The 19,707-nt window shown below is 64.6% G+C and carries 20 protein-coding genes; 8 read left to right on the top strand and 12 right to left on the bottom strand.

Annotated features, from left to right (window positions below; all coding sequences use genetic code 11):
- Positions 1 to 10: 10 nt before the first annotated feature.
- From CEY05_RS10715 to CEY05_RS10700, 4 genes are all read right to left on the bottom strand, one after another.
- The gene (locus CEY05_RS10715; RefSeq protein WP_088598442.1) at positions 11 to 721 is read right to left on the bottom strand and encodes a Bax inhibitor-1/YccA family protein; all 711 of its coding nucleotides are present in this window, start codon (positions 719 to 721) and stop codon (positions 11 to 13) included.
- 144 nt (positions 722 to 865) lie between these two features.
- Positions 866 to 1,168, bottom strand: coding sequence for a hypothetical protein (locus CEY05_RS10710; RefSeq protein ID WP_088598441.1), 303 nt, complete (start codon positions 1,166 to 1,168; stop codon positions 866 to 868).
- A gap of 25 nt (positions 1,169 to 1,193) precedes the next feature.
- The gene (locus CEY05_RS10705) at positions 1,194 to 1,658 is read right to left on the bottom strand and encodes a DNA polymerase III subunit chi (protein WP_088598602.1); all 465 of its coding nucleotides are present in this window, start codon (positions 1,656 to 1,658) and stop codon (positions 1,194 to 1,196) included.
- Positions 1,659 to 1,716: 58 nt separating this feature from the next.
- Positions 1,717 to 3,237, bottom strand: coding sequence for a leucyl aminopeptidase (locus tag CEY05_RS10700; RefSeq protein ID WP_088598440.1), 1,521 nt, complete (start codon positions 3,235 to 3,237; stop codon positions 1,717 to 1,719).
- 55 nt (positions 3,238 to 3,292) lie between these two features.
- On the opposite strand from CEY05_RS10700, the gene lptF reads away from it, so the two are divergent.
- Positions 3,293 to 4,429: an LPS export ABC transporter permease LptF gene (gene lptF / locus CEY05_RS10695; protein WP_088598601.1), complete on the top strand. Its 1,137-nt coding sequence runs from the start codon at positions 3,293 to 3,295 to the stop codon at positions 4,427 to 4,429.
- Between the two features lie 5 nt (positions 4,430 to 4,434).
- On the opposite strand, the gene CEY05_RS10690 is transcribed toward lptF, so the two are convergent.
- Complete coding sequence (locus CEY05_RS10690; RefSeq protein WP_088598439.1) at positions 4,435 to 5,355, bottom strand: LysR family transcriptional regulator; 921 nt, start codon at positions 5,353 to 5,355, stop codon at positions 4,435 to 4,437.
- 868 nt (positions 5,356 to 6,223) lie between these two features.
- Between CEY05_RS10690 and CEY05_RS10680 the strand changes: the two genes are divergently transcribed.
- Together CEY05_RS10680 and CEY05_RS10675 are read left to right on the top strand one after the other, a co-directional pair.
- The gene (locus tag CEY05_RS10680; RefSeq protein WP_369825932.1) at positions 6,224 to 7,468 is read left to right on the top strand and encodes an ABC transporter substrate-binding protein; all 1,245 of its coding nucleotides are present in this window, start codon (positions 6,224 to 6,226) and stop codon (positions 7,466 to 7,468) included.
- 44 nt (positions 7,469 to 7,512) lie between these two features.
- Positions 7,513 to 9,006: a CoA-acylating methylmalonate-semialdehyde dehydrogenase gene (locus CEY05_RS10675; protein WP_088598437.1), complete on the top strand. Its 1,494-nt coding sequence runs from the start codon at positions 7,513 to 7,515 to the stop codon at positions 9,004 to 9,006.
- A gap of 106 nt (positions 9,007 to 9,112) precedes the next feature.
- Here the strand turns inward: CEY05_RS10675 and CEY05_RS10670 are convergent, their stop codons facing one another.
- Complete coding sequence (locus tag CEY05_RS10670; RefSeq protein ID WP_088598436.1) at positions 9,113 to 9,337, bottom strand: 4-oxalocrotonate tautomerase family protein; 225 nt, start codon at positions 9,335 to 9,337, stop codon at positions 9,113 to 9,115.
- Positions 9,338 to 9,368: 31 nt separating this feature from the next.
- Positions 9,369 to 10,082, bottom strand: coding sequence for an SDR family NAD(P)-dependent oxidoreductase (locus CEY05_RS10665; RefSeq protein WP_088598435.1), 714 nt, complete (start codon positions 10,080 to 10,082; stop codon positions 9,369 to 9,371).
- 105 nt (positions 10,083 to 10,187) lie between these two features.
- Here CEY05_RS10665 and CEY05_RS10660 point away from each other — a divergent pair, with 105 nt between their 5' ends.
- Entirely contained in the window at positions 10,188 to 11,078 is an 891-nt protein-coding gene (locus CEY05_RS10660; protein WP_088598434.1) for a LysR family transcriptional regulator, read from the top strand.
- Positions 11,079 to 11,179: 101 nt separating this feature from the next.
- On the opposite strand, the gene CEY05_RS10655 is transcribed toward CEY05_RS10660, so the two are convergent.
- Together CEY05_RS10655 and CEY05_RS10650 are read right to left on the bottom strand one after the other, a co-directional pair.
- Entirely contained in the window at positions 11,180 to 11,878 is a 699-nt protein-coding gene (locus CEY05_RS10655; RefSeq protein ID WP_233161452.1) for a hypothetical protein, read from the bottom strand.
- Between the two features lie 126 nt (positions 11,879 to 12,004).
- Positions 12,005 to 13,474: an MFS transporter gene (locus tag CEY05_RS10650; RefSeq protein ID WP_143220366.1), complete on the bottom strand. Its 1,470-nt coding sequence runs from the start codon at positions 13,472 to 13,474 to the stop codon at positions 12,005 to 12,007.
- Positions 13,475 to 13,565: 91 nt separating this feature from the next.
- Between CEY05_RS10650 and CEY05_RS10645 the strand changes: the two genes are divergently transcribed.
- Together CEY05_RS10645 and CEY05_RS10640 are read left to right on the top strand one after the other, a co-directional pair.
- A complete protein-coding gene (locus CEY05_RS10645) occupies positions 13,566 to 14,513 on the top strand; it encodes a CysB family HTH-type transcriptional regulator (RefSeq protein ID WP_088598431.1) in 948 nt (315 codons plus the stop codon).
- A 351-nt stretch (positions 14,514 to 14,864) separates the two neighbouring features.
- Positions 14,865 to 15,197: a DUF2325 domain-containing protein gene (locus tag CEY05_RS10640; RefSeq protein WP_088598430.1), complete on the top strand. Its 333-nt coding sequence runs from the start codon at positions 14,865 to 14,867 to the stop codon at positions 15,195 to 15,197.
- A 227-nt stretch (positions 15,198 to 15,424) separates the two neighbouring features.
- Here CEY05_RS10640 and CEY05_RS10635 read toward each other — a convergent pair whose 3' ends face one another.
- Positions 15,425 to 16,345: an anti-sigma factor gene (locus CEY05_RS10635; RefSeq protein ID WP_233161451.1), complete on the bottom strand. Its 921-nt coding sequence runs from the start codon at positions 16,343 to 16,345 to the stop codon at positions 15,425 to 15,427.
- Complete coding sequence (locus CEY05_RS10630; protein ID WP_088598429.1) at positions 16,342 to 16,857, bottom strand: sigma-70 family RNA polymerase sigma factor; 516 nt, start codon at positions 16,855 to 16,857, stop codon at positions 16,342 to 16,344. Before CEY05_RS10630 ends, CEY05_RS10635 begins: the two co-directional genes overlap by 4 nt.
- Positions 16,858 to 17,100: 243 nt before the next feature.
- Here CEY05_RS10630 and CEY05_RS10625 point away from each other — a divergent pair, with 243 nt between their 5' ends.
- Complete coding sequence (locus CEY05_RS10625) at positions 17,101 to 18,180, top strand: catalase family peroxidase (protein WP_088598428.1); 1,080 nt, start codon at positions 17,101 to 17,103, stop codon at positions 18,178 to 18,180.
- Positions 18,177 to 18,707, top strand: coding sequence for a cytochrome b (locus CEY05_RS10620; protein WP_088598427.1), 531 nt, complete (start codon positions 18,177 to 18,179; stop codon positions 18,705 to 18,707). Before CEY05_RS10625 ends, CEY05_RS10620 begins: the two co-directional genes overlap by 4 nt.
- Before the next feature lie 78 nt (positions 18,708 to 18,785).
- On the opposite strand, the gene CEY05_RS10615 is transcribed toward CEY05_RS10620, so the two are convergent.
- Positions 18,786 to 19,475, bottom strand: coding sequence for a C40 family peptidase (locus tag CEY05_RS10615; protein WP_088598426.1), 690 nt, complete (start codon positions 19,473 to 19,475; stop codon positions 18,786 to 18,788).
- Between the last annotated feature and the right edge of the window lie 232 nt (positions 19,476 to 19,707).

Below are 19,707 nucleotides of genomic sequence, written 5' to 3'. Positions count from 1 at the left end.
TCGGGCACTATCAGTTGCGGTTGCCGCCGCTGAACGCGCTCAGCAGCACCAGCAGGTTGCTGAAGACGTTGTACACGTCCAGGTAGATGGCCAGGGTGGCGCTGACGTAGTTGGTTTCACCGCCGTTGACCACACGCTGCAGGTCGACCAGCATGAAGGCCGAGAAGATCACCACGGCCAGCGTCGAGATGGCCAGCATCATGGCGGGCAGTTGCAGGAAGATATTGGCCAGCGCCGCCACCAGGATGACGATGGCACCCGCGAACAGCCATCTCTGCATGCCGGACAGGTCCCGCTTGATGGTGGTCGACAGGGTGGCCATGGCGCCGAACACCACGGCCGTGCCGCCGAAAGCCATCATGATCAACTGCGAACCGTTCTGCATCCCCAGCACGAAGCCGAGCAGGCGCGACAGCATGACGCCCATGAAGAACGTGAAGCCCAGCAGCAGGGCAACGCCCATGCCGTTGTTCTTGTTGCGCTCGATGGCGAACATCAGGCCGAAAGCACCCAACAGGAAGATGATGGCGGACATGCCGGGGCTGGCGGCCATCACCTGGTTGATGCCCGTGTACAGACCCACCGCGGAACCCAGCACGGTCGGAATGAGCGACACGGCCAGCAGCCAGTAGGTGTTGCGCAGGACGCGGTTGCGGACAACTTCGCCCGGTGCGCCGGCAGCGCCCACGCGGTTAAATGGGGACGGACGATAATCGTTCATGAGCTTTGACTCCTGTAAGGGCCTTTATCTATGGCCACAAGGTACTTTGACGCGAAGCATACCTGACAGTTCCCTTAAGTTCGAGATTTTATCAGCGGGACCACAGCAGATATCAGGCCAAATGGCTACGTATCAAGGGGGATTTCAACCGGGCCGCAGGCGCGCTAGCACGCGCGTGACGGCGGCGGGCAATTCGGCTTCCATTTCTTGGCGTACATGGGCCATGGCGCGTTCCAGTGCCTGGGCCAGCATATGCTCCAGTTCGGCCTGCAGGGCGGCGCGCAGCACCGGGTCGGGCGGTAACTGCATGGTACCGCGTTCCACGACGTCAGTGAGCAGGGGCGGCAGATCCTGCGCCGCGTGCGCATCGACGCCTGCCGGGGCTTCCGGATCGGCCTGTACCGTCAGCGTGGGGATGGCGGGATCCAGGTCCCGGGCGTCAGACATGCGTAAATTCCATGGGCAAGAAAACTTATCCTTCCTGGCTGCGCTGCCCGCCACCGATGGCGTGGCTGTGCGGTTCATGGCCGGCCGCGAGATATTCGCGCCAGCGGTTCCGCGCGGCCTGGCGGTCGTCGCCGTCCTGCGAGACGATTTCCAGTACCCGCGCATAGCCATCGTAGCCGGGCGGGCAGCCATCGTCCAAATTGAGCAGCCAGGGCGGGGTGCCGTCGGTACCGGCGACCTCGGCCGCGCGCGCCGGATCCGCCGCCGTCAGCAGCACGGGGGTGACGCTGGCCAGCGCATCGGTAGCCAGCACGTGCGGGACGAAGGAAATATCGTCCAAGGCCCACAGCAGGCGATCGAAAGCCGCCAAGCGGCTGGCGTCGGTGCAGTACACCACCAGCCGCTGGCCCGCCTGGTATTGCTTGCGCGCTACCTGGCAGGCCGTGCGCAGACGGTCGGATGCGCCGAAGGCGAAGTCGATGCGCGGCATGGCGTTCTGCTTGTCCAAATCCTGCCTGTCCAGTTGCTGAGAGGTCAAACCGCGCAGCTCAGGCCTGGTTCAGCAGGTATTGCATGAGCAGGGGCACCGGCCGGCCGGTCGAACCCTTGTCCTTGCCGCCGCGCCAGGCGGTGCCGGCGATGTCCAGGTGGGCCCACGGGTACGCCTTGGTGAAGCGCGACAGGAAGCAGGCCGCGGTCACCGCGCCGGCCGGGGGGCCGCCGATATTGGCGATGTCGGCGAAGTTCGACTTCAGCTGATCCTGGTAGGCGTCGTCCAGGGGCATGCGCCAGGCGGTGTCGAGCGAATCGCGGCCAGCCTGCAGCAGGGCGTCGGCCAGCGCGTCGTCCTTGGAGAACAGGCCGCTGTTGACGGCACCCAGGGCCACCACGCAGGCGCCGGTCAGGGTGGCGATGTCGACCACGGCGGAAGGCTTGAAGCGCTCGGCGTAGGTCAGCGCGTCGCACAGGACCAGGCGGCCTTCGGCGTCCGTATTGAGGATCTCGACGGTCTGGCCCGACATCGTGGTGACCACGTCGCCCGGCTTGTTGGCCTTGCCGCTGGGCATGTTTTCGCAGCTGGCGATCAGGCCGACGACTTCGAAGGGCAGTTCCAGTTCGGCCAGGGCGCGGAAGGTGCCCAACACGCTGGCGGCGCCGCACATGTCGTACTTCATCTCGTCCATGGTGGCGGCCGGCTTGATGGAGATGCCGCCCGAGTCGAAGGTGATGCCTTTGCCGACCAGCACCACCGGACCGGCGGCTTCCTTGCCGGCGGCCGCCTTGCGCGTGCCGGCGGGCTTGGCCGGGGTGTGGCGCAGCACGATGAAGCGCGGCGGCTCGTCGGAGCCGCGCGCCACGGACAGGAAGGATCCCATGCCCAGGGCCTCGATCTGCTTGCGCTCCAGCACCTCGACTTTCAGCGACTTGAATTCACGGCCCAGTTTCTTGGCCGTTTCGCCAAGGTACGTCGGCGTGCAGACATTGCCGGGCAGGTTGCCCAGCGTACGGGCCAGCTCCATGCCGTTGGCGATGGCGCCGCCTTCACGCAAGCCGGCCTGGGCCTGGCTGGCGTCGCTGCGCTCGATCACATGGGTGATCTTCTTCAGCTTGGGGCGCGCGTCGCGGTCGGGCTTGCCGAACGTGGCGTCGTAGTGATACGAGGCGCTGCCGGCGGCGATGGCTGCGGCCCGGCTGCGGGCGCGGACGGTCGAGTCGGCGTAGGTGTTGCCGGTCAGCGTGGAGACGCCTTCAGCCAGTTGGGCCGACACCAGGTAGGCGGCAAAGCCCTGTTCGGCGGTGGCGTGGGCCTTCGCTGCGTATTCGGCCTGCTTGCCCAGGCCGACCAGCACCACACGCTGGGCCGTCACGCCGGGCAGGGCGCGCAATACGAGGGTGCTGCCGGTACGGCCGCGAAATTCGCTTTTCACCACTTCACGCAAGGCGCCGTCGGCGGCGCGGTCGATCAGTTCGGCGGCGGCCGACAGGATGCCGTCGGTGTAGACGCCCACCGCCAGCGCGGCGGTCTTGATCTGATGCAAGGAGGCGGTGCTGTGTGTGCTAAATTCCATGAGGGCTTTTTCCCGAGTGTCGTTCAGTGCGGACGATTATCCCGCATATTTTCCCATGTCCCTATTCAAACGGTCTGTCGTCAGCGAGATCACGAGTCACGCAGGCGTTGTGTTCTCTACGCTGGTAGTGGTTTGGCTCAGTGTTCTGCTGGTGCGCCTGCTGGGTGAAGCCGCGGGCGGCACCATTGGCGCCGACGTGGTGCTGGGCCTGGCGACGTTCTCCACGATCACCGCCTTGCCGACCATCATGACCGTGGCGCTGTTCATCGCGGTGCTGACCACGGTCACCCGCAATTACCGCGAATCCGAGATGGTGGTGTGGTTCGCCAGCGGCCTGTCGCTGGCCGACTGGCTGCGTCCCGTCATGCGCGTGGCGATCCCGGTGGCTTTCATCGTCGCGGTTTTGACGCTTGAAGCGTCGCCCTGGGCCTACCGGCAGATCGGCGAGTATCGCCAGCGCTTCGAACAGCGTTCGGATCTTTCCAAGGTCACGGCCGGCCAGTTCGGCGAGTCCAGCAGCGGCGACCGGGTGTTCTTCGCGGAGAACCCTACCGACCCCCATGACGAACTGGGCCATGTGTTCGTGCGCGCCATCGATCCGGAATGGCTCAGCGTGCTGACCGCGGACAGCGCCCACACCGAAGTGCAGCCCAATGGCGACCGATTCCTGGTGCTGGGTGCAGGCCATCGCTACGACTTGAAGCCGGGGTCGGCCGAGTTCCGCATGGTGGCCTTCGATCATTACGGCGTGCGCCTGGAAAGCAAGAGCGGCACCGATCCCGTGGATGCCGCGCGTGCTGCCGCGGAACGGTCCAGCAAGGCCCGCGCGACCATGCAATTGGTCGCGGACAATACGACGAGTTCCTGGTCGCAGGTGATGTGGCGGGTGTCCATGCCGCTGGCCGCGCTGAACCTGGCGTTGCTGGCGATTCCGCTGGGCGCGGTGAATCCGCGTCTGGGCCGCTCCGGCGATCTGCTGATCTCCGGGCTGGTTGCCTTGCTGTACATGAACCTGATCAACCTGGTGCGGGCCTGGATCAGCGACGGCCGCATCCCCTTCAGCGTGGGCTCCTGGGCCATCCATGCGGTGGTGCTGGCTTTTGGCCTTTATCTGTTTCACCGGCGCTTGCGGGTCAAGGCGCCCCGCGACAAGGGTGGCAACGGCAAGCCGCCGACGCCGGCCGCTGCGTGATGGCTTCATGCCAGGTAGCGTAGTGCGCCTGCGCGGCCTGCCAGCAGGGGGGCGTTGCGCAGCACCGACTTGCGCATGAAATCCCATAGCAGGGTGACGCGCTTGAGTTTGCGCAGGTCCTCGTGGCAGTACATCCAGAAGCTGCGGGTGAGGGAGATGTCGCGCTCCAGGATGGGGACCAGCCGCGGGTCCTGCGCCGCGATGAAGCAGGGCAGGATGGCCAGCGATTGGCCCTGCAGCGCCGCATGGTACTGGGCGATCACGCTGGTACTGCGCAAGACGACGCGGCTGGCGGGCAGCAGGTCTTCCAGGTAGCGCAGGCGCTCGCTGAACAGCAGTTCGTCCACATAGCCGATGAAGGTGTGGTTCGTCAGATCCTCGCGCTGGCGGATGGGTGGGTGGCGGGCCAGGTAGTCGGCTGTCCCGTAGAGCTTCAGGGCGTAGTCGCACAGCTTGCTGCACACATAGGGACCGCGCTGCGGACGCTCGATGGTGATGGCGAGATCCGCTTCGCGCTTGGACAGGCTGACGAAGCGCGGTACTGGCAGGATGTCCAGGGTGATGTGCGGGTAGCGGCGCTGGAAGTCGGCGGCCAGGGGTGTCAGCACATAGCTGCCGAAGCCTTCGGTAGCGCCGATGCGGACATGGCCGGAGAGCGCCTGGCCGACGCCCGACAGGTTCTCGCGCGCATTGTGCACGCAGGTTTCCATCTGTTCCGCGTGGACGAACAGCCGCTGGCCGTCTTCCGTCAGCATGAAGCCGGCGCTGCGGGACTTTTCGAACAGCAGGATGTCCATCTCGGCTTCCAGCGCCCGCACGCGGCGCGCGACGGTGGTGTGCTCCACGCCCAGCAGGCGGGCGGCGGCACTGACGCGCTGTGTGCGCGCCACGGCCAGGAAATAACGCAGGCTGTCCCAGTCCAGCATGGTGTCTCGCTCCGGTTTTCTTTTATAGAAAGTTTTATTTAAAGATGGGGAGGACCCCATCGCCCCCTCTTTGGGCTATCGCCCCATGGCTGGGCGGACGTGCCTATGCCCCGCAGGGCGGATGGGCTCCGCCCCATCCAGGAATACGCCAACAATTGGAATGACCTCATCGCCCCAAGGCTGGGCGAATGTTTCAACGCCCGAAGGGTGGATGGGGCCCACCCCATCCAGGAATACTCCAATGATCGGGACGCCCCATCGCCCCGAGGCTGGGCGAATGTGTCAACGCCCTAAGGGTGGATGGGGCCTCCCTATCCATGAATACTCCAAAGACTGCAACGCCCTATTGCCCCCGGTCTGGGGCTGTCGCCCTTCACGCACTGATACAGCGGGGCTTCTTCCCAAAGGGGGGCACGATGGGGGCTCCCCCATCAAAAAATATCCAAGTCTTCCGCGTTGTGTAATTTTGCACAAGGTATGTGCATTCTGCCCGATTGCTGGGCGATTTTTACACATCTACACTGGGCCACGGTCCGTTAGAGACCGCCCGGGCCTCAGGTGGCGTCAGACCGCACACGGCTTGCAGCGAAGAACCAGGAGACAGTCCATGACCATCCGCAATGCCGCGCCAGTTCCGCTGGGCGCCGTGGCGCGCGCCCGTGCGCGACTTCCACGACTTCCGCAACCTCCGCAGCTTCCTCAGCTTCTGCAGCTTCCGCAGCTTCTGCATCCCACGCAACCTCCGCAGCTTCCGCAGCTTCTGCAACCCATGCAGCTTCCGCGACTTCCCTTTGCCGCTTCCTGCATCGGCCGCATTCGCCGCGGCCTGCCGGCGCTGTCGCCACGCGCCGTCCGCGCGCGGGTCTCGATGCGCGCCATGAGCGCCATCAGCACATTCAGCATCCTGGGTGCATTCGGCATCCTGGCCGCCCTGGCGACGCCGAATGCCGCGCAAGCCGCCTCGCCCGCCGTGAAGATCGGCGTGCTGACGGATATGTCCGGCAACTATGCCGCCATGGGCGGCGCCGGGTCCGTGGCCGCCGCGCAGATGGCCATCGATGACTGCCTGGCCGCCCAATGCAAGGGCATGAACATCACGCTGGTATCGGCCGACAACCAGAACAAGGCCGACGTCGGCGCGGCCCGCGCGCGCGAATGGTTCGACCAGGACAATGTGAACGCCATTGCCGACCTGACCAATTCCGCGGTGGCGCTGGCCGTGCAGGGCATCGCCCGCGACAAGCACCGCATCGCCCTGTTCTCCGGACCGGCCACCACGGCGCTGACCAACAAGGAATGCTCGCCCACCGGCTTCCACTGGATGTTCGACACCTATTCCCAATCGGTGGCGGCGGCCAAGGCAACCGTGGCCAACGGCGGCAAGTCCTGGTACTTCATCACTGTCGATTACGCCTTCGGCCATGCGCTGGAAGCCGACACCGCCAAGGCCGTCAAGGCACTCGGTGGCACCACCGTAGGCAGCGTGCGCCATCCCTTGAACGCACCGGATTTCGCGTCCTATCTGCTGCAGGCGCAGTCCTCCAAGGCACAGGTGGTGGCCCTGGCCAACGGCGGCCAGGACACCGTCAATGCCGTCAAGCAGGCGCGTGAGTTCGGCATCGTGGCAGGCGGACAGCGGCTGGTGTCGCTGCTGGTGTTCCTGTCCGACCTGCGCGCGCTGGGCCTGCAGAACGCCCAGGGCCTTTCTTATGTGGATGGCTTCTACTGGGACTATGACGACGCTTCCCGCAAGTGGGCGGCGCGCTACGAGAAAGCCTTCCGCGGCCTGAAGCCGACGATGACCCAGGCCGGTGTCTATTCCAGCGTGCTGCATTACCTGCGCGCCGTCGCGGCGGCCGGTACCACGGACGCCGACAAGGTGGCCGCGCAGATGCGCCGCATGCCCATCGACGATCCCATCATGCGTAACGCCAGCATCCGTCCCGATGGCCGGGTTGTCCACGACATGTATCTGTACCAGGTGAAGACGCCGTCCGAATCGCATGGCGAATGGGACTACTCGCGCCTGGTATCGGTGATTCCCGCCGCCGACGCCTTCCAGCCGCTGGCCGATTCCACCTGCCCGCTGGTGCAGCAGACCGCGCGCCAATGAGCCTGCCAAGGCGAACCTGCACAGATCGAAACAAGGAGACCATCATGACCGACATCCCCCGCCTGCCACTGCTGATCGGCGGTGAACTGGTTCAATCGCAGACCACGCAGTGGCGCGACGTCATCAATCCCGCAACCCAGGAGGTGGTGGCGCAAGTGCCTTTCGCCACGCCCGAGGAACTGAACCGCGCCGTTGCCAATGCCAAGGAGGCCTATAAGACTTGGCGCAACGCCGGCCAGGGTACGCGCATGCGTGTCATGCTGAAGTTCCAGCAACTGCTGCGCGACAACACCGGCAAGCTGGCGGAAATGATCACGCGCGAGCACGGCAAGACCCTGCCGGATGCCGAAGGCGAAGTGGGCCGCGGCCTGGAAGTGGTCGAGCACGCTTGCAGCATCGCCAGCCTGCAGCTGGGCGAGTATGCGGAGAACGCTGCGTCCGGCATCGACGTCTATACGTTGATCCAGCCTCTGGGGGTCTGCGCCGGCATCACTGCGTTCAATTTCCCGGTCATGCTGCCTTGCTTCATGTTTCCCATCGCCGTTTCCTGCGGCAACACCTTCATCCTGAAGCCGTCCGAGCAGGATCCGACCGCGTCGTTGTTCCTGGCGCAACTGGCGCTGGAGGCGGGTTTGCCGCCGGGTGTGCTGAACGTGGTGCATGGCGGACCGGATATCGCCATGGGAATTTGCGACCATCCCGATATCAAGGCGGTGTCCTTCATCGGCTCGACGCGGGTGGGCACCGAGATCTATCACCGTGCTTCGGACGCGGGCAAGCGCTGCCAGGCCATGATGGGCGCGAAGAACCATTGCGTGGTGCTGCCCGACGCCGATCCCGAGGTCGTGCTGAACCAGCTGTTGGGCGCGGCTTTCGGGGCGGCGGGCCAGCGCTGCATGGCCACGTCGGTGGCGGTGTTCGTCGGCAAGTCGCGCGAATGGCTGCCGGAATTCGTTGAGCGTTCACGCAAGCTGAAGGTGAACAATGGCACCGACCGGCAGGCTGACCTTGGCCCCTTGGTGTCGCCTTCCGCGCGCAAACGCGTGGAAAGCCTGATCCAGCAAGGTGTGGATGAAGGCGCGCAGTTGCTGCTGGATGGCCGCGATATCAAGATCAGCGGATTCGAGAAGGGCAATTTCGTCGGGCCCACCGTGTTCTCGGGGGTCAAGGGCGATATGAAGATCTATACCGAGGAGATCTTCGGGCCGGTGCTTTGCGTGGTCGAGGTGGAGACGCTGGAGGATGCGGTGGCTTTCATCAACGGCAATCCCAACGGCAATGGCGTGGCCTTGTTCACCCAGGATGGGGCGGCGGCGCGTTATTTCCAGAATGAGATCGACGTCGGCCAGGTGGGCATCAATATTCCCATTCCGGTACCGGTGGCCTGGTTCAGCTTCACTGGTTCGCGCGGCTCCAAGCTGGGCGACCTGGGTCCCAACGGCAAGCAGGCGGTGCAGTTCTGGACCCAGACCAAGACCATCACCGCTCGCTGGTCGGGGCACGGGCGCACGGTGAATTCGACGATTTCGATGAAGTAGGCTCTTCGTACCACGCTGCGCGTGGCCCTCGGGGAGGCGGCACTGGCGGACTGGCAAAGCCAGTTCCGCCGCGCCCGCGATTGCCAGATCTTTGCAGCGCGCAGGGCTATTCCTGCTGCTTTCGATACTCTGGCACGGTGACACCGCCTACGCCCCAGTTTTCCATCTCCACTTCATCGATGACGACGAAGGTCGAGGCTTGCGGCTTGCCCAGGACTTCGAAGAGCAGGTCGCTGACGCCTTTGATGAGGGCTTTCTTTTGCTGCGCGGTGGTGGCGGTGGCGCCGGGCGCGGTGCCTTCGCGGGTGACCTTGATGTTGACGTAGGGCATGGCGGACTCCTGGATGGTCAGGGATGCTTGATTACCAGCGGCCGGCGTGCTGGCCGCCGTCGACGTTCAACGTTTCGCCAGTGACGAAGCCGGCGCGTTCAAGATACAGCACCGCTTCGACGATGTCCCCGATCTCGCCCATGCGGCCCATGGGATGCAGTTGGGCCAGGAAATCATGCGTCCGCGGCGCGTGCATGGGCGTCTTGATGATGCCGGGTGCGACGGCGTTCACGCGTATGCCTTGCTTGGCGTATTCGATTGCCAGGCCGCGGGTGGCGGCGTCCAGTCCGCCCTTGGTCAGCGAGGCCAGGCCCGCGGACACGCCGGCGATGGCCTGGTTGACCAGCGTCGTGGTGATTTGCACGATATGGCCGCTTTCCTGCCGCAGCATGTGGGGCAGCACGGCCTGGGTGATGTGGAAGAAGCCGTCCAGGTTTACGTGCAGGGCCTGGGTGTAGTCCTCGACCGTGTAGTCGGTGAAGGGCTTGCTGATGAAGATGCCCGCGTTGTTGACCAGCGTGTCGATGCGGCCGAAGCGTTCGATGGCGGTGTCGACGATCTTGCGGGCGGTGGCGCGGTCGCCGATGTCACCGGCGACCGTGACCAGCTTGTCATCGCTGGACGGGACGATGCTGCGGGAATTGGCGACCACGGCGTAGCCGAGTTCGCGATAGGCCTGCACGATGCCGGCGCCGAGGCCTTGCGAGGCGCCGGTAACGACGGCGACTTTGGTGGTGGTGTTCATGGTGTGCTCCTTGAGCGGGGCCGGCGAGTCGTATCCGGCTGGACTGGTTGGGAGATGACAAGATAGGCGGGTGCGACGCTGTGCGGAATTCGCTATCATTTATCAATGACTGAGAAAAAACGCACAGAGCTGGATTGGCAGGACATCCGCGTCTTCCTGGCGCTGGGGCGTCATGGCAGTCTTTCGGCGGCGGCGCGGCTGCTGGCGGTCAATCACGCGACCATCGCGCGGCGGCTGCGGTCCCTGGAGGCGACGTTTGGGGAAAAACTGGTGGAGCGGCGTCCTTCGGGCTACACGCTGACGGCGGCTGGCCAGCGCATGCTGGCGGCGGCCGGCGATATGGAAAGCGCCGTGCAGACCCTGGGGCGGGGCGGCCAGGACGGTACGCCGCGCGGGCTGGTGCGGGTCAATGCGCCACCGGGTTTGGCCCTGGGTTTTCTGATAGAGCGGCTGGCGGTGGTCGCGGGGCGTTTTCCCGGCCTGGATATCGACCTGGCTGCCGATGTGCGGGCGATCAGCCTGGACCGCCATGTGGCTGACATCGCTATCCGGCTGGGGCGGCCGACGGATGGCGATGTGATCGCCAAGCCCTTGGGCAGCATGGCCTATGGGTTTTATGGAACGCCTGAACTGTGCCGCCGCATCGAGCAGGGTGGGGAGCCGGTTTTCGTCGGTTTCGATGAGATCAATGTCGATCTACCAGAGGCCGCATGGCTGGCGCGCCAGCACCCGCAGTCGCGCATCGCTTTCCGCGCCAACAACCAGGTAGGGCAGGCCCTCGCCGCCCGCAGCGGCATCGGCCTGGCGCTGTTGCCGCATTACATCGGCCGCCAGGACCCAGCGTTACGCCATTGCCCCATGCCGGCCACCCCGCCGTCGCGCGAAATCTGGCTCCTGACCCGCCGCCTCGACCGCAAGAACATCGCTGTGCGCACGGTCGTGGACGCAGTGGTGCAACTCTTCGAGGAAAACCAGGCGTTGTTCGTCGAGGAATGACAGGCAGGCTCCAGGCCGGACCTCGATGTCACGACCGACGGATAACCTCCGGGAATTCAAGCATACCCGCGGCCTGGCGCTCGAAAATTGGCTGGACTGAGCTAACGCAGCCGGCGCCACAGTCCCGAATCGGGGCACATCTCAGCCGGTTCGCCATCGAGGCAGACTTGTTCCTCATGCGCTGGCGTGGTCGTTGGCGCAACGATGTCGAACGCGACCTGAAGCGCGCGCGCCACGGCGGGGTTTTCGATGGGAAGTTCCCAGGTCAGGAAGATCTGGACCTTGTCCTGGTCGGGGGCGAAATCGGTTTCGTTGAAATCATTCTTGTCGCGCGGGATGACGCCGTGCGGTTGGCAGGTGTCGAAGATCAGCACGGTGCCCCGGCGCAGGGGGATGCGATGGCCCGTATTGGGGAAGAGGACATCGAGGCCCTTGTCTTCGCTCATGAAAAGATTGCAGAAGGCCGCGCTGCCGTATTGCGCGCCGTCATGGTGGTAGCGCGCGCCCCGGCAAGCCATCAACGCGACGTCGCTGGCGGCGAGGATGCCGGGCAGGCCTAGTGCGCCCGTCCAATCGTCCGCCGCTTGAACACAGCGGCCGTAGTCCGGCCATCGTGCCCGCGCGCGTGCCAGCGGCATGGATTCAACGTCCCCTGGTTCCAGGACCAGATTTGTCGCTATCTCCCGGTCCCAATCAGCCAGCAGGCGCACGGGCGGCGCGGGCGCGTCGACCATGCCGGACAATACGATGCCGCTGATGCTACGGCTGCGGATGGCGGCGCCGCTGAGGAAATAGGACATCAGCCGGTCTTGCACTGGATCTTGGGGTGGGCTCATCGCGCCAGTTTAACGATCCGCGCATCCGGCAAACGCGCCTGGTAGCGATTCAGCGACGCGTATTGACCGACGCCCACGCGCAGGCGGACCTCACGCCGCCTTGGACGCCGGCTGTGCCTGCTTCACGACCTGGGCCAGGCGCTGGTTGTCCAGGCGCAGCCATACCAATGCCGACAGCGACGTGATGAGCCCCACGCAGACGAAGGACCAGGTGAAGGCCGGCACCAGGTGGCGCGCGGGGCCGGCGATCAGCGTCACCAATCCGCCAGCGACGGTCACGCCCAGGCCCATCGCCACCATCTGGAACATCGAGAAGAGACTGTTGCCCGGGCCCGCCTGCTGCGGATTCAGCGAGGTCAACGTGACGCTGTTCATCGCGGAAAACTGCATGGAGTTGCCCAGGCCGAACGCGGCCAGCTGGACGATTTGCAACCACAAGGGCCACGTGGGCGAGAACAGCGCGAAGGAGATGATCCAGAAGCCCACGAACAGCGTATTGGCGACCAGGAAACGCTCGTAGCCGAAACGCATGATCAGGGGCGACACCCAGGATTTCGAGACCGCGCCCGCGGCGGCGACGGGGACCAGCATCAGGCCGGAATGCAGCGGCGAATATCCCATGCCCAACTGCATCATCAAGGGCAGGAGGAAAGGCACCGCCGCCGCGCCGATGCGGCATACCAGGTTGCCGGCAATCCCCACCGTATAGTTTCTTTCATGAAACAGGCTCAGGGGAAACAGGGGATACTCGCGCCGGCGTGCATGCGCGTAGTAGCCCAGCGCCGCCAGCCCGCTCAATACGATCAACCCGGTGGCCCAGGCCGCCTGGTGATCCGCCGTGGGAACGTCCAGCGCCACCGAGAATGCCACCAAGCAGGCGGCCAGCAACACACAGCCGATGAAGTCGAAGCGTGGCGTGTCTTCAAGCCGTTGCGCAGGCATGTACTTGCGCACGGCCCACATCCCCACCAGGCCTACCGGCACGTTGATCAGGAAGATCCAGTGCCAGCTGAGCGCCTGGACGAACACGCCGCCCAGGACGGGGCCGAATATCGGCCCGATCTGCCCGCCGATTGCCATGAATGCCAGCGCCGAGATGAACTCCTTGGGCGATACGGTGCGTAGAACGGTCAGGCGCCCGATCGGCAGCAGCATGGATGCCCCCGCGCCTTGCAGCACGCGCGCCATCACCAATTGGGTTGGTGAACTGGAGAGGGCACATAGCAGGGAGCCCACGACAAAAGTCAGGATGGTGGTGAAGTACACATTGCGGCTGCCGTAGCGGTCGGCCAGCCAGCCCGAGGCCGGCATGATCATCGCCATGGTGATCATGTAGGCGACGACGATCGGCTTGAGCGCCAGCGCCGTGACGCCCAGGTCCGTGGCCATGGCTGGCAGCGCGGTGTTCACTATCGTGGTGTCCAGCGTCTGCATGAAGAAGCCGGAGGCGACTATCCATAACAAAGGGGCGTGCGCGCTGTTTCGGGCCATCGGTTTTCTTTGTGGGAGGGACTCGCGCCGGGTTGGCGCATCTTGATAGTTACTCCTTCCGCCCCCCATTAGTCCAGGGCCGCAGCTAAGCTTATACTAATTTGGAATTTAGAATTAATTCTTTATTACCTATAATTGGGGTCCAGCTTAGGGATCCCTCATGAACCTGCAACAATTCCGTTTCGTCAGAGAAACCATACGGCGCGACTTCAACCTTACCGAAGCCGCGCGCATGCTTTATACGTCCCAACCTGGCGTGTCCAAGGCCATCATCGAGTTCGAGGACGAACTGGGCGTCAAGATCTTCGAACGCCATGGCAAGCGCATCAAGGGCTTGACCAAGCCCGGCCTGGCCGTCTCGCAGGTCATCGACCGCATCATGCGCGAAGTCGATAACCTGAAGAAGGTCAGCGACGAGTTCGCCCGCCGTGATGAGGGCGGCCTGGTGATCGCATGTACCCACACGCAGGCGCGCTACCTGTTGCCGCGCGTGATCCCCGCCTTCCGCAAGCAATTCCCCAAGGTGCATCTGTCCCTGGCTGAAGGCAGTCCGTCGCAGCTGGCGGAAATGGTGCTGCATGAACAGGCGGACCTGGCCATCGCCACGGAGTCGCTGGCCTTGACGCCGGGCCTGGCGACGCTGCCCTGCTACACCTGGGAGCACACCGTGGTGGTGCGGCCCGATCACGAGCTGGCCGAGCTGAAGTCCAGCGAAGCCAAGCGACTGACGCTGGAGCAACTGGCGGCGTATCCCATCGTCACCTACGACCGCGCCTTCACCGGCCGTTCGACGATAGACGAGGTCTTCGCCAGCCAGAGCATCCATCCGGACATCGTGCTGGAGGCCATCGACGCCGACGTCATCAAGACGTATGTGGATGTGGGCCTGGGCATCGGCATCATCGCCGGCGTGGCCTACGATCCGCGGCGGGACACAGGGCTGATCGGCCTGCCCGTGGGGCATCTGTTCGGCACCCATACGACGCGGGTGGGGGTGAAGGCGGGCGTGTTCCTGCGCGACTATGTCTACACGTTCATCGAAATGCTGGCGCCGGCCCTGACGCGCAATGTCGTGGCGAAGGCGGTGCAGGGGCAGACAGCGGACTGAACTCCCGATCGGCAGAACCCTGGATTTCGCCCGGCCCGGCCGGCAGCGGAATACCCAAAGCGGGCTCCCCAGCAATGGCGGAGCCCGCTTTGCTTCGCCGAGGCCGGCCGTACCTTTGGCCCGACGGCGTCGCCGGTCCAGCCGGTGTCCTGCGAAGGGGGCCTGTGGCGGCGGAGCCCCCACCTTCCTCTTCGGACAGGTCCCCCGGCTCGGCTGGGGGAACATCGAAACTGCTATGTCTTTACGTCCGGCAATAAAAAATATAAATAAGAAGCCTTCTCATTTACTTGCTCAAACAAACAAGAATCATTATCATTAATTCCACTTCAACGACGCAACGAGGGAATTCTCATGGCGGGACTAAGCGCAGTGGTGGTGGGGGCGGACCGGCTAGGCAATATTCCGGACTTGCTGAAGGGACACAATATTTCGATCACGCACCACATCAGTGGCCGTGATCCTTCGCATCAGAAACGCGGTCTGGCGTTGCCCACGGGCACGCAGTTGGTGATTCTGCTGACCGATTTCCTTGGCCATAACGTCATGAAGACGTTCCGCCATTCGGCTCAGCGCGCCGGCATCAAGGTGGTGGCTTGCCGCCGTTCGGTATGCAGCATGCAACAGGCGCTCAGCCAATGCGGCTTGTGTCCGAACAATCCCAATAACGCCGGGAAGGTGCATTAACGGCGGCGTTCGGCAGTAGCTGGATAATTGAAGGGCCGTCGTGTGGGCTGATCTTGCAAATCAACCCACACGACGGCCTTTTTTTACGTGCTGCTGCGTGCGGACTGCCGTGTCTTGCGGCAGGCCGGGCGCGGCTGGGGCGCGGCACGGGCGCCGCAGGCCGGCGCAGCGATTGCGGCCAGAGGCGGCTGGCCGGCGCCGAGTGCGCAGCGCGATGGAACCAGGTGTCAGGTCTGTTCGTCCAGCGCGCGCGATACCGCCGTTTCGCCCAGGCTGGCCTGCGGGCCGACCACCGCGAACAGCAGGCCCTGCCGCGTGCCGTAGCGCGCAACCAGTCCGCCATCGGCACGCTGGCCCGCCGGCAGCAGCCGCTGCGGCGATTCCGGCGGACGTACATAGAAACTGAGCGTATGTCCCGCGGCGTCCTGGTACAGGACCATGGCCGCGGCGCCTCCTTCGGTGGCGAACAGGCGTCCGCCCCGTGGCTGGAACCCCGCCGCGCTCAAGTCCGGCAGCTTGGCGGACGCGCCCACATTGCGCACCAGCCAGGCCTGCATGTCACCCACGCTCGGCCCATCGAAGTCGACCGGGGCACTGCGATCGACCACCATCAGCTTGTAGGCCGCGATGGCGTCGCTCATTGGCAAGGTGCGCAAGGACGTGCCCGTGCCTTGCCAGTCGCGCGCCTGCCAGCCGCCCACCGTTCCCAGTCCCAGGCATAGCACCAGTGACGCCGCGATGGCCCACCGGCTTCGCAAGCGCGCGGCTTGGCCGGCGCGGATGGCAGCCGGGTCCAGGGCGGGATTGAAGGCCGGCAGGGGCAGGTCATCCAGTTCCTCCCGCAACGCGCCCGCGTCCTGTGCCCAGGCCCGCGCCCGCGCGGCCTGGTCCGGATGCCGCGCGAAATGTTCGTCGATGGCCTCGCGCGCCTCGTCGTCGAGCCGGTCGTCAACGTAGGCATGGAGATGGTCATCGTCGACCCCGCCGCCAGTGTGCGCATGAAAATCATCTTTCTTGCGGCGGTCGCCAGCGTAGGCAGCAAGACCGTGTTTGCCGCGCCGGTCGCCAGCATATCCACGGCGATCGCCTTCGTCGCGCTGGCCGTTGGCGGCGGGATGAACATTGTCATCTTCAGGGGAATTGCTCATTTCATGACTCGCAATAAAGGCGCCGGGCGTTTGCCCTCGCTCAGCTGGCGCAGGGCCTGGCGCGCGCGGGACAGCCGTGACATCACCGTGCCGATCGGCACGTCCAGGAGGTCGGCCGCCTCCTGGTAGGTGAAGCCCTCCACCGCGATCAGCAGCAGCAGGCCTCGTTGTTCGGTCGACAGTTCGCTGAAGGCGTTGAGCGTCGCGCGGGTGCTGGCCATGTGTTCGGCCGATGGCCAATGCGGCTCATCGGGTTCCTGCAGATTGTCCAGCAACCGCGTCTGGCGCTTCGCGCTGCGCTGTCCATCCAGGAAGCGCCGATGCAGGATCGTGAACAGCCAGCTGCGCAGGCTGTCGTCCCCGCGCCGGCTGCCCCAACGCGACAGCGCCCGCTCCATGGTCGACTGCACCAGGTCGTCGGCGGCGTGGACGTCACGCGTCAGCCACAGCGCGAAGCGCCGCAGTCGCGGGATCAGTTCACGCAATTGCGCATCTAGTTCAGTCGAAGACATAAGCGGACCGGCTTTCCTGGAAAGCGCGCCAGAAGGGTACGCGCCTGCTGCTCTCGGGAGAAAAACGCCAATCGCCCTCGTTAGACGTTCGGCGCGGCGTCTTATTCCATCAAAAACAAAAAAAGTTTAAAGGAATAAACCTGCCGCTGCGGCGTCTTACAGCGGTTCGGAAAGGAATAAACCGGGCGCTCCGGCGTCTTACAGCGGTTCAGTACAGGACCTCATCGGTCGGGAGTTATTTTCATGGCACAGCGTTCTTCAAACGGCGATCCGGGCAACCGGCCGCTGCGTTGGGTGGCCATCGGCGGCGCGGTAGCGGTCGTCGTGCTCGCCTTTGGCTATGTCGGCGGCTGGCTGGCACCCGCGCGGCTGACCCCGAAAAAGGTCGTCGACGCCTTGCAAGCCAATAGCGGCGAGCATCCAGGCTATCGGCGCAATCACGCCAAGGGTATCTGCGTGATCGGCTATTTCGAAGGCAATGGCGCGGGCAGCGCCTATTCCACCGCCCCGTTCTTCGAGGCGCGCAAAAGCCCCGTGGTCGGCCGCTTCGCGCTGCCGGGCGGCAATCCCTATGCGCCGGACAGCAGCGTGCCGATCCGCAGCATGGCCCTGCGCCTGACGGCGCCGGACGGCCAGCAGTGGCGCACCGGCATGAACAGCATGCCGGTCTTCCCCCTGGCGACACCGCAGGCCTTCTATGAACAACTGACCGCCAGCGCGCCCGATCCGAAGACGGGCAAGCCCGACCCCGCGAAGGTCAAGGCCTTCGTCGGTGCGCATCCGGAAATGGCCGAGTTCCTGGCCTGGGTGAAGGGCGCCAAGCCCAGCGCCAGCTTCGCCACCGAAACGTATTACTCGTTGAACGCCTTCTATCTGGTGAACAAGGACGGCGGCCGGCAGGCGGTGCGCTGGCGCATGGTGCCGCAGCAGACCGACGGCGCCGGCCAGGTGGCGGCTGCCGGCGATCCGGACATCCTGCGCGAGGATCTGCCGCGCCGTATCGCGGCCGGTGCGCAAAGCTGGAAACTGGAATTGACGCTGGCGGCCCCTGGCGATCCCGTCGACAACGCCACCAAGGCCTGGCCTGCCGACCGCAAGACCATAGACGCCGGCACCCTGGTGCTGAATGACGTGGCGCCGCAGGACAGCGGTCCCTGTCGGGACGTGAACTACGACCCGACCGTCTTGCCCCAGGGCATCCAGGTCTCCGGCGATCCGCTGCTGGCGGCGCGATCCGCCGCCTACGCGGATTCCTATCTGCGGCGTACCAGTGAAGAAGCCGGCGTCCCCGGCGCGGCGCCCCTGTCTTCGGAGAAAAAATGATGAAAACTGTATTTGTCTGGCCCGCACGCCTGCTGCACTGGCTCATGGCGGTGATGATCGTCACCATGCTGTTCATCGGGGTGGGCATGACGGCCACCGTGTCGACGTGGCACGACGTGCTGCTGTCGCTACACCGGCCGCTGGGTGCCGCGATATTGGTGCTGGTCTGTCTGCGGCTGATCGTGCGGCTGGCATCGCGGCAGCCGCCCTTGCCCGCGGACCTGCCGGCGTGGCAGAAGCTGGCCGCGCATGGCTCGCATCTGGCGATGTACGGGCTGATGATCGCGATGCCCTTGATCGGCTGGGCGATGGTGTCGGCCGGCGGCTATCCGGTGACGCTGTGGGCGGGAGTGACGCTGCCGCCGATCGCGCCGGCCGATCCCGCCGTATTCGCCTGGTTGCGGCTGGCGCATCGCTGGCTGGCTTATCTGTTCTTCCTGACCTTCGTCGCCCACTTCGCCGCGGCGCTGTATCACGGCCTGATCCGCCGCGATGGCGTACTGCGGTCCATGGTCGGGAAGTCGTAAAGGAGCGCTCCGCCGAAACGAAACGCCCGTTCAATGGAACGGGCGTTTTTTTATGGGCAATGCGCCCTGGCGCTTATATCAATTGCCGGCACGAGCCTGCGCGATGAGCGTGTTGTCGATGCGGCGGGCGCCGTTGTAGCGCTTGCTCCAGTACGCCAGTTCCATGCTCTCGATGCGCACCTTGCCGCCGGCGCTGGGCGAGTGGACGAAGCGGTCGTCGCCCAGATAGATGCCGACATGCGAATAGCGGCGGCCCATGGTGTTGAAGAACACCAGGTCGCCCACCTGCAGATCATTGCGCGCTACCGATACGCCCACCTTCTGATAGATATCGGCGGCGTTGCGCGGCAGCTTCAGGCCCAGCGATTGTTGGGCGACGTACGAAACCAGGCCGCTGCAATCGAAGCCGGTCGACGGCGACGAGCCGCCGAAGCGGTAGCGGATGCCCAGGTAATTCAATGCCTCGCCCGCCAGCAGCACATTGTCGGTGCCGTTGCCGCTCGACTTGTAGGCCATGCCCGTGCCGCGCGCGGGGCGGCGCAGCTTCTCCGCCAACAGCATGCCGATGGGATCGTCGGCATTGCTGGCCCACTGGGCTTCATAGCCTTCCAGATCGGTCGATGCGTAGTCATAGCGGTCAGAGGTACCGGTATTGGCGCAGCCGGCCAGGATGGCGACGCCTAGCGTCACGCTACCGAGCCGCAGCGCGCGGGAATTCTGGAGGAGGGGAGAGAAGAATCGTGAGAGACGGTGGCCGTATCGGTTCATTGTTCGCTTGAAGGCGCTTGAGACGCCTGGAAGACGACGGACGACCGCCGTGAAAGTTGAAGGAGGTTAACGCAATGTGTTAACTGACCTGTAATAACTCGCGTGATTCTATCAATGTTGCGTACAGTTTAGGATGACTTTGCGTATACCTAAAATGTAACGATTTGCATTAGTTAAGCAGCACTGATATGGCTAGAATCTAGCGAACTTCAAAAAGAGCGCTGCAGGTCGA

It is taken from the genome of Achromobacter sp. HZ34 (assembly GCF_002209485.1).
GTDB lineage: Bacteria > Pseudomonadota > Gammaproteobacteria > Burkholderiales > Burkholderiaceae_B > Bordetella_C.
Note: the sequence above shows the minus strand (reverse complement) of the source record. Positions and strands in the feature narration are given on the sequence as shown.

Coding starts and splice junctions, on each gene's coding strand:
- CEY05_RS10715 (WP_088598442.1), bottom strand. CDS start 721: ATGAACGATTATCGTCCGTCCCCATTTAACCGCGTGGGCGCTGCCGGC.
- CEY05_RS10710 (WP_088598441.1), bottom strand. CDS start 1,168: ATGTCTGACGCCCGGGACCTGGATCCCGCCATCCCCACGCTGACGGTA.
- CEY05_RS10705 (WP_088598602.1), bottom strand. CDS start 1,658: ATGCCGCGCATCGACTTCGCCTTCGGCGCATCCGACCGTCTGCGCACG.
- CEY05_RS10700 (WP_088598440.1), bottom strand. CDS start 3,237: ATGGAATTTAGCACACACAGCACCGCCTCCTTGCATCAGATCAAGACC.
- lptF (WP_088598601.1), top strand. CDS start 3,293: ATGTCCCTATTCAAACGGTCTGTCGTCAGCGAGATCACGAGTCACGCA.
- CEY05_RS10690 (WP_088598439.1), bottom strand. CDS start 5,355: ATGCTGGACTGGGACAGCCTGCGTTATTTCCTGGCCGTGGCGCGCACA.
- CEY05_RS10680 (WP_369825932.1), top strand. CDS start 6,224: ATGCGCGCCATGAGCGCCATCAGCACATTCAGCATCCTGGGTGCATTC.
- CEY05_RS10675 (WP_088598437.1), top strand. CDS start 7,513: ATGACCGACATCCCCCGCCTGCCACTGCTGATCGGCGGTGAACTGGTT.
- CEY05_RS10670 (WP_088598436.1), bottom strand. CDS start 9,337: ATGCCCTACGTCAACATCAAGGTCACCCGCGAAGGCACCGCGCCCGGC.
- CEY05_RS10665 (WP_088598435.1), bottom strand. CDS start 10,082: ATGAACACCACCACCAAAGTCGCCGTCGTTACCGGCGCCTCGCAAGGC.
- CEY05_RS10660 (WP_088598434.1), top strand. CDS start 10,188: ATGACTGAGAAAAAACGCACAGAGCTGGATTGGCAGGACATCCGCGTC.
- CEY05_RS10655 (WP_233161452.1), bottom strand. CDS start 11,878: ATGTCCTATTTCCTCAGCGGCGCCGCCATCCGCAGCCGTAGCATCAGC.
- CEY05_RS10650 (WP_143220366.1), bottom strand. CDS start 13,474: ATGGGGGGCGGAAGGAGTAACTATCAAGATGCGCCAACCCGGCGCGAG.
- CEY05_RS10645 (WP_088598431.1), top strand. CDS start 13,566: ATGAACCTGCAACAATTCCGTTTCGTCAGAGAAACCATACGGCGCGAC.
- CEY05_RS10640 (WP_088598430.1), top strand. CDS start 14,865: ATGGCGGGACTAAGCGCAGTGGTGGTGGGGGCGGACCGGCTAGGCAAT.
- CEY05_RS10635 (WP_233161451.1), bottom strand. CDS start 16,345: ATGAGCAATTCCCCTGAAGATGACAATGTTCATCCCGCCGCCAACGGC.
- CEY05_RS10630 (WP_088598429.1), bottom strand. CDS start 16,857: ATGTCTTCGACTGAACTAGATGCGCAATTGCGTGAACTGATCCCGCGA.
- CEY05_RS10625 (WP_088598428.1), top strand. CDS start 17,101: ATGGCACAGCGTTCTTCAAACGGCGATCCGGGCAACCGGCCGCTGCGT.
- CEY05_RS10620 (WP_088598427.1), top strand. CDS start 18,177: ATGATGAAAACTGTATTTGTCTGGCCCGCACGCCTGCTGCACTGGCTC.
- CEY05_RS10615 (WP_088598426.1), bottom strand. CDS start 19,475: ATGAACCGATACGGCCACCGTCTCTCACGATTCTTCTCTCCCCTCCTC.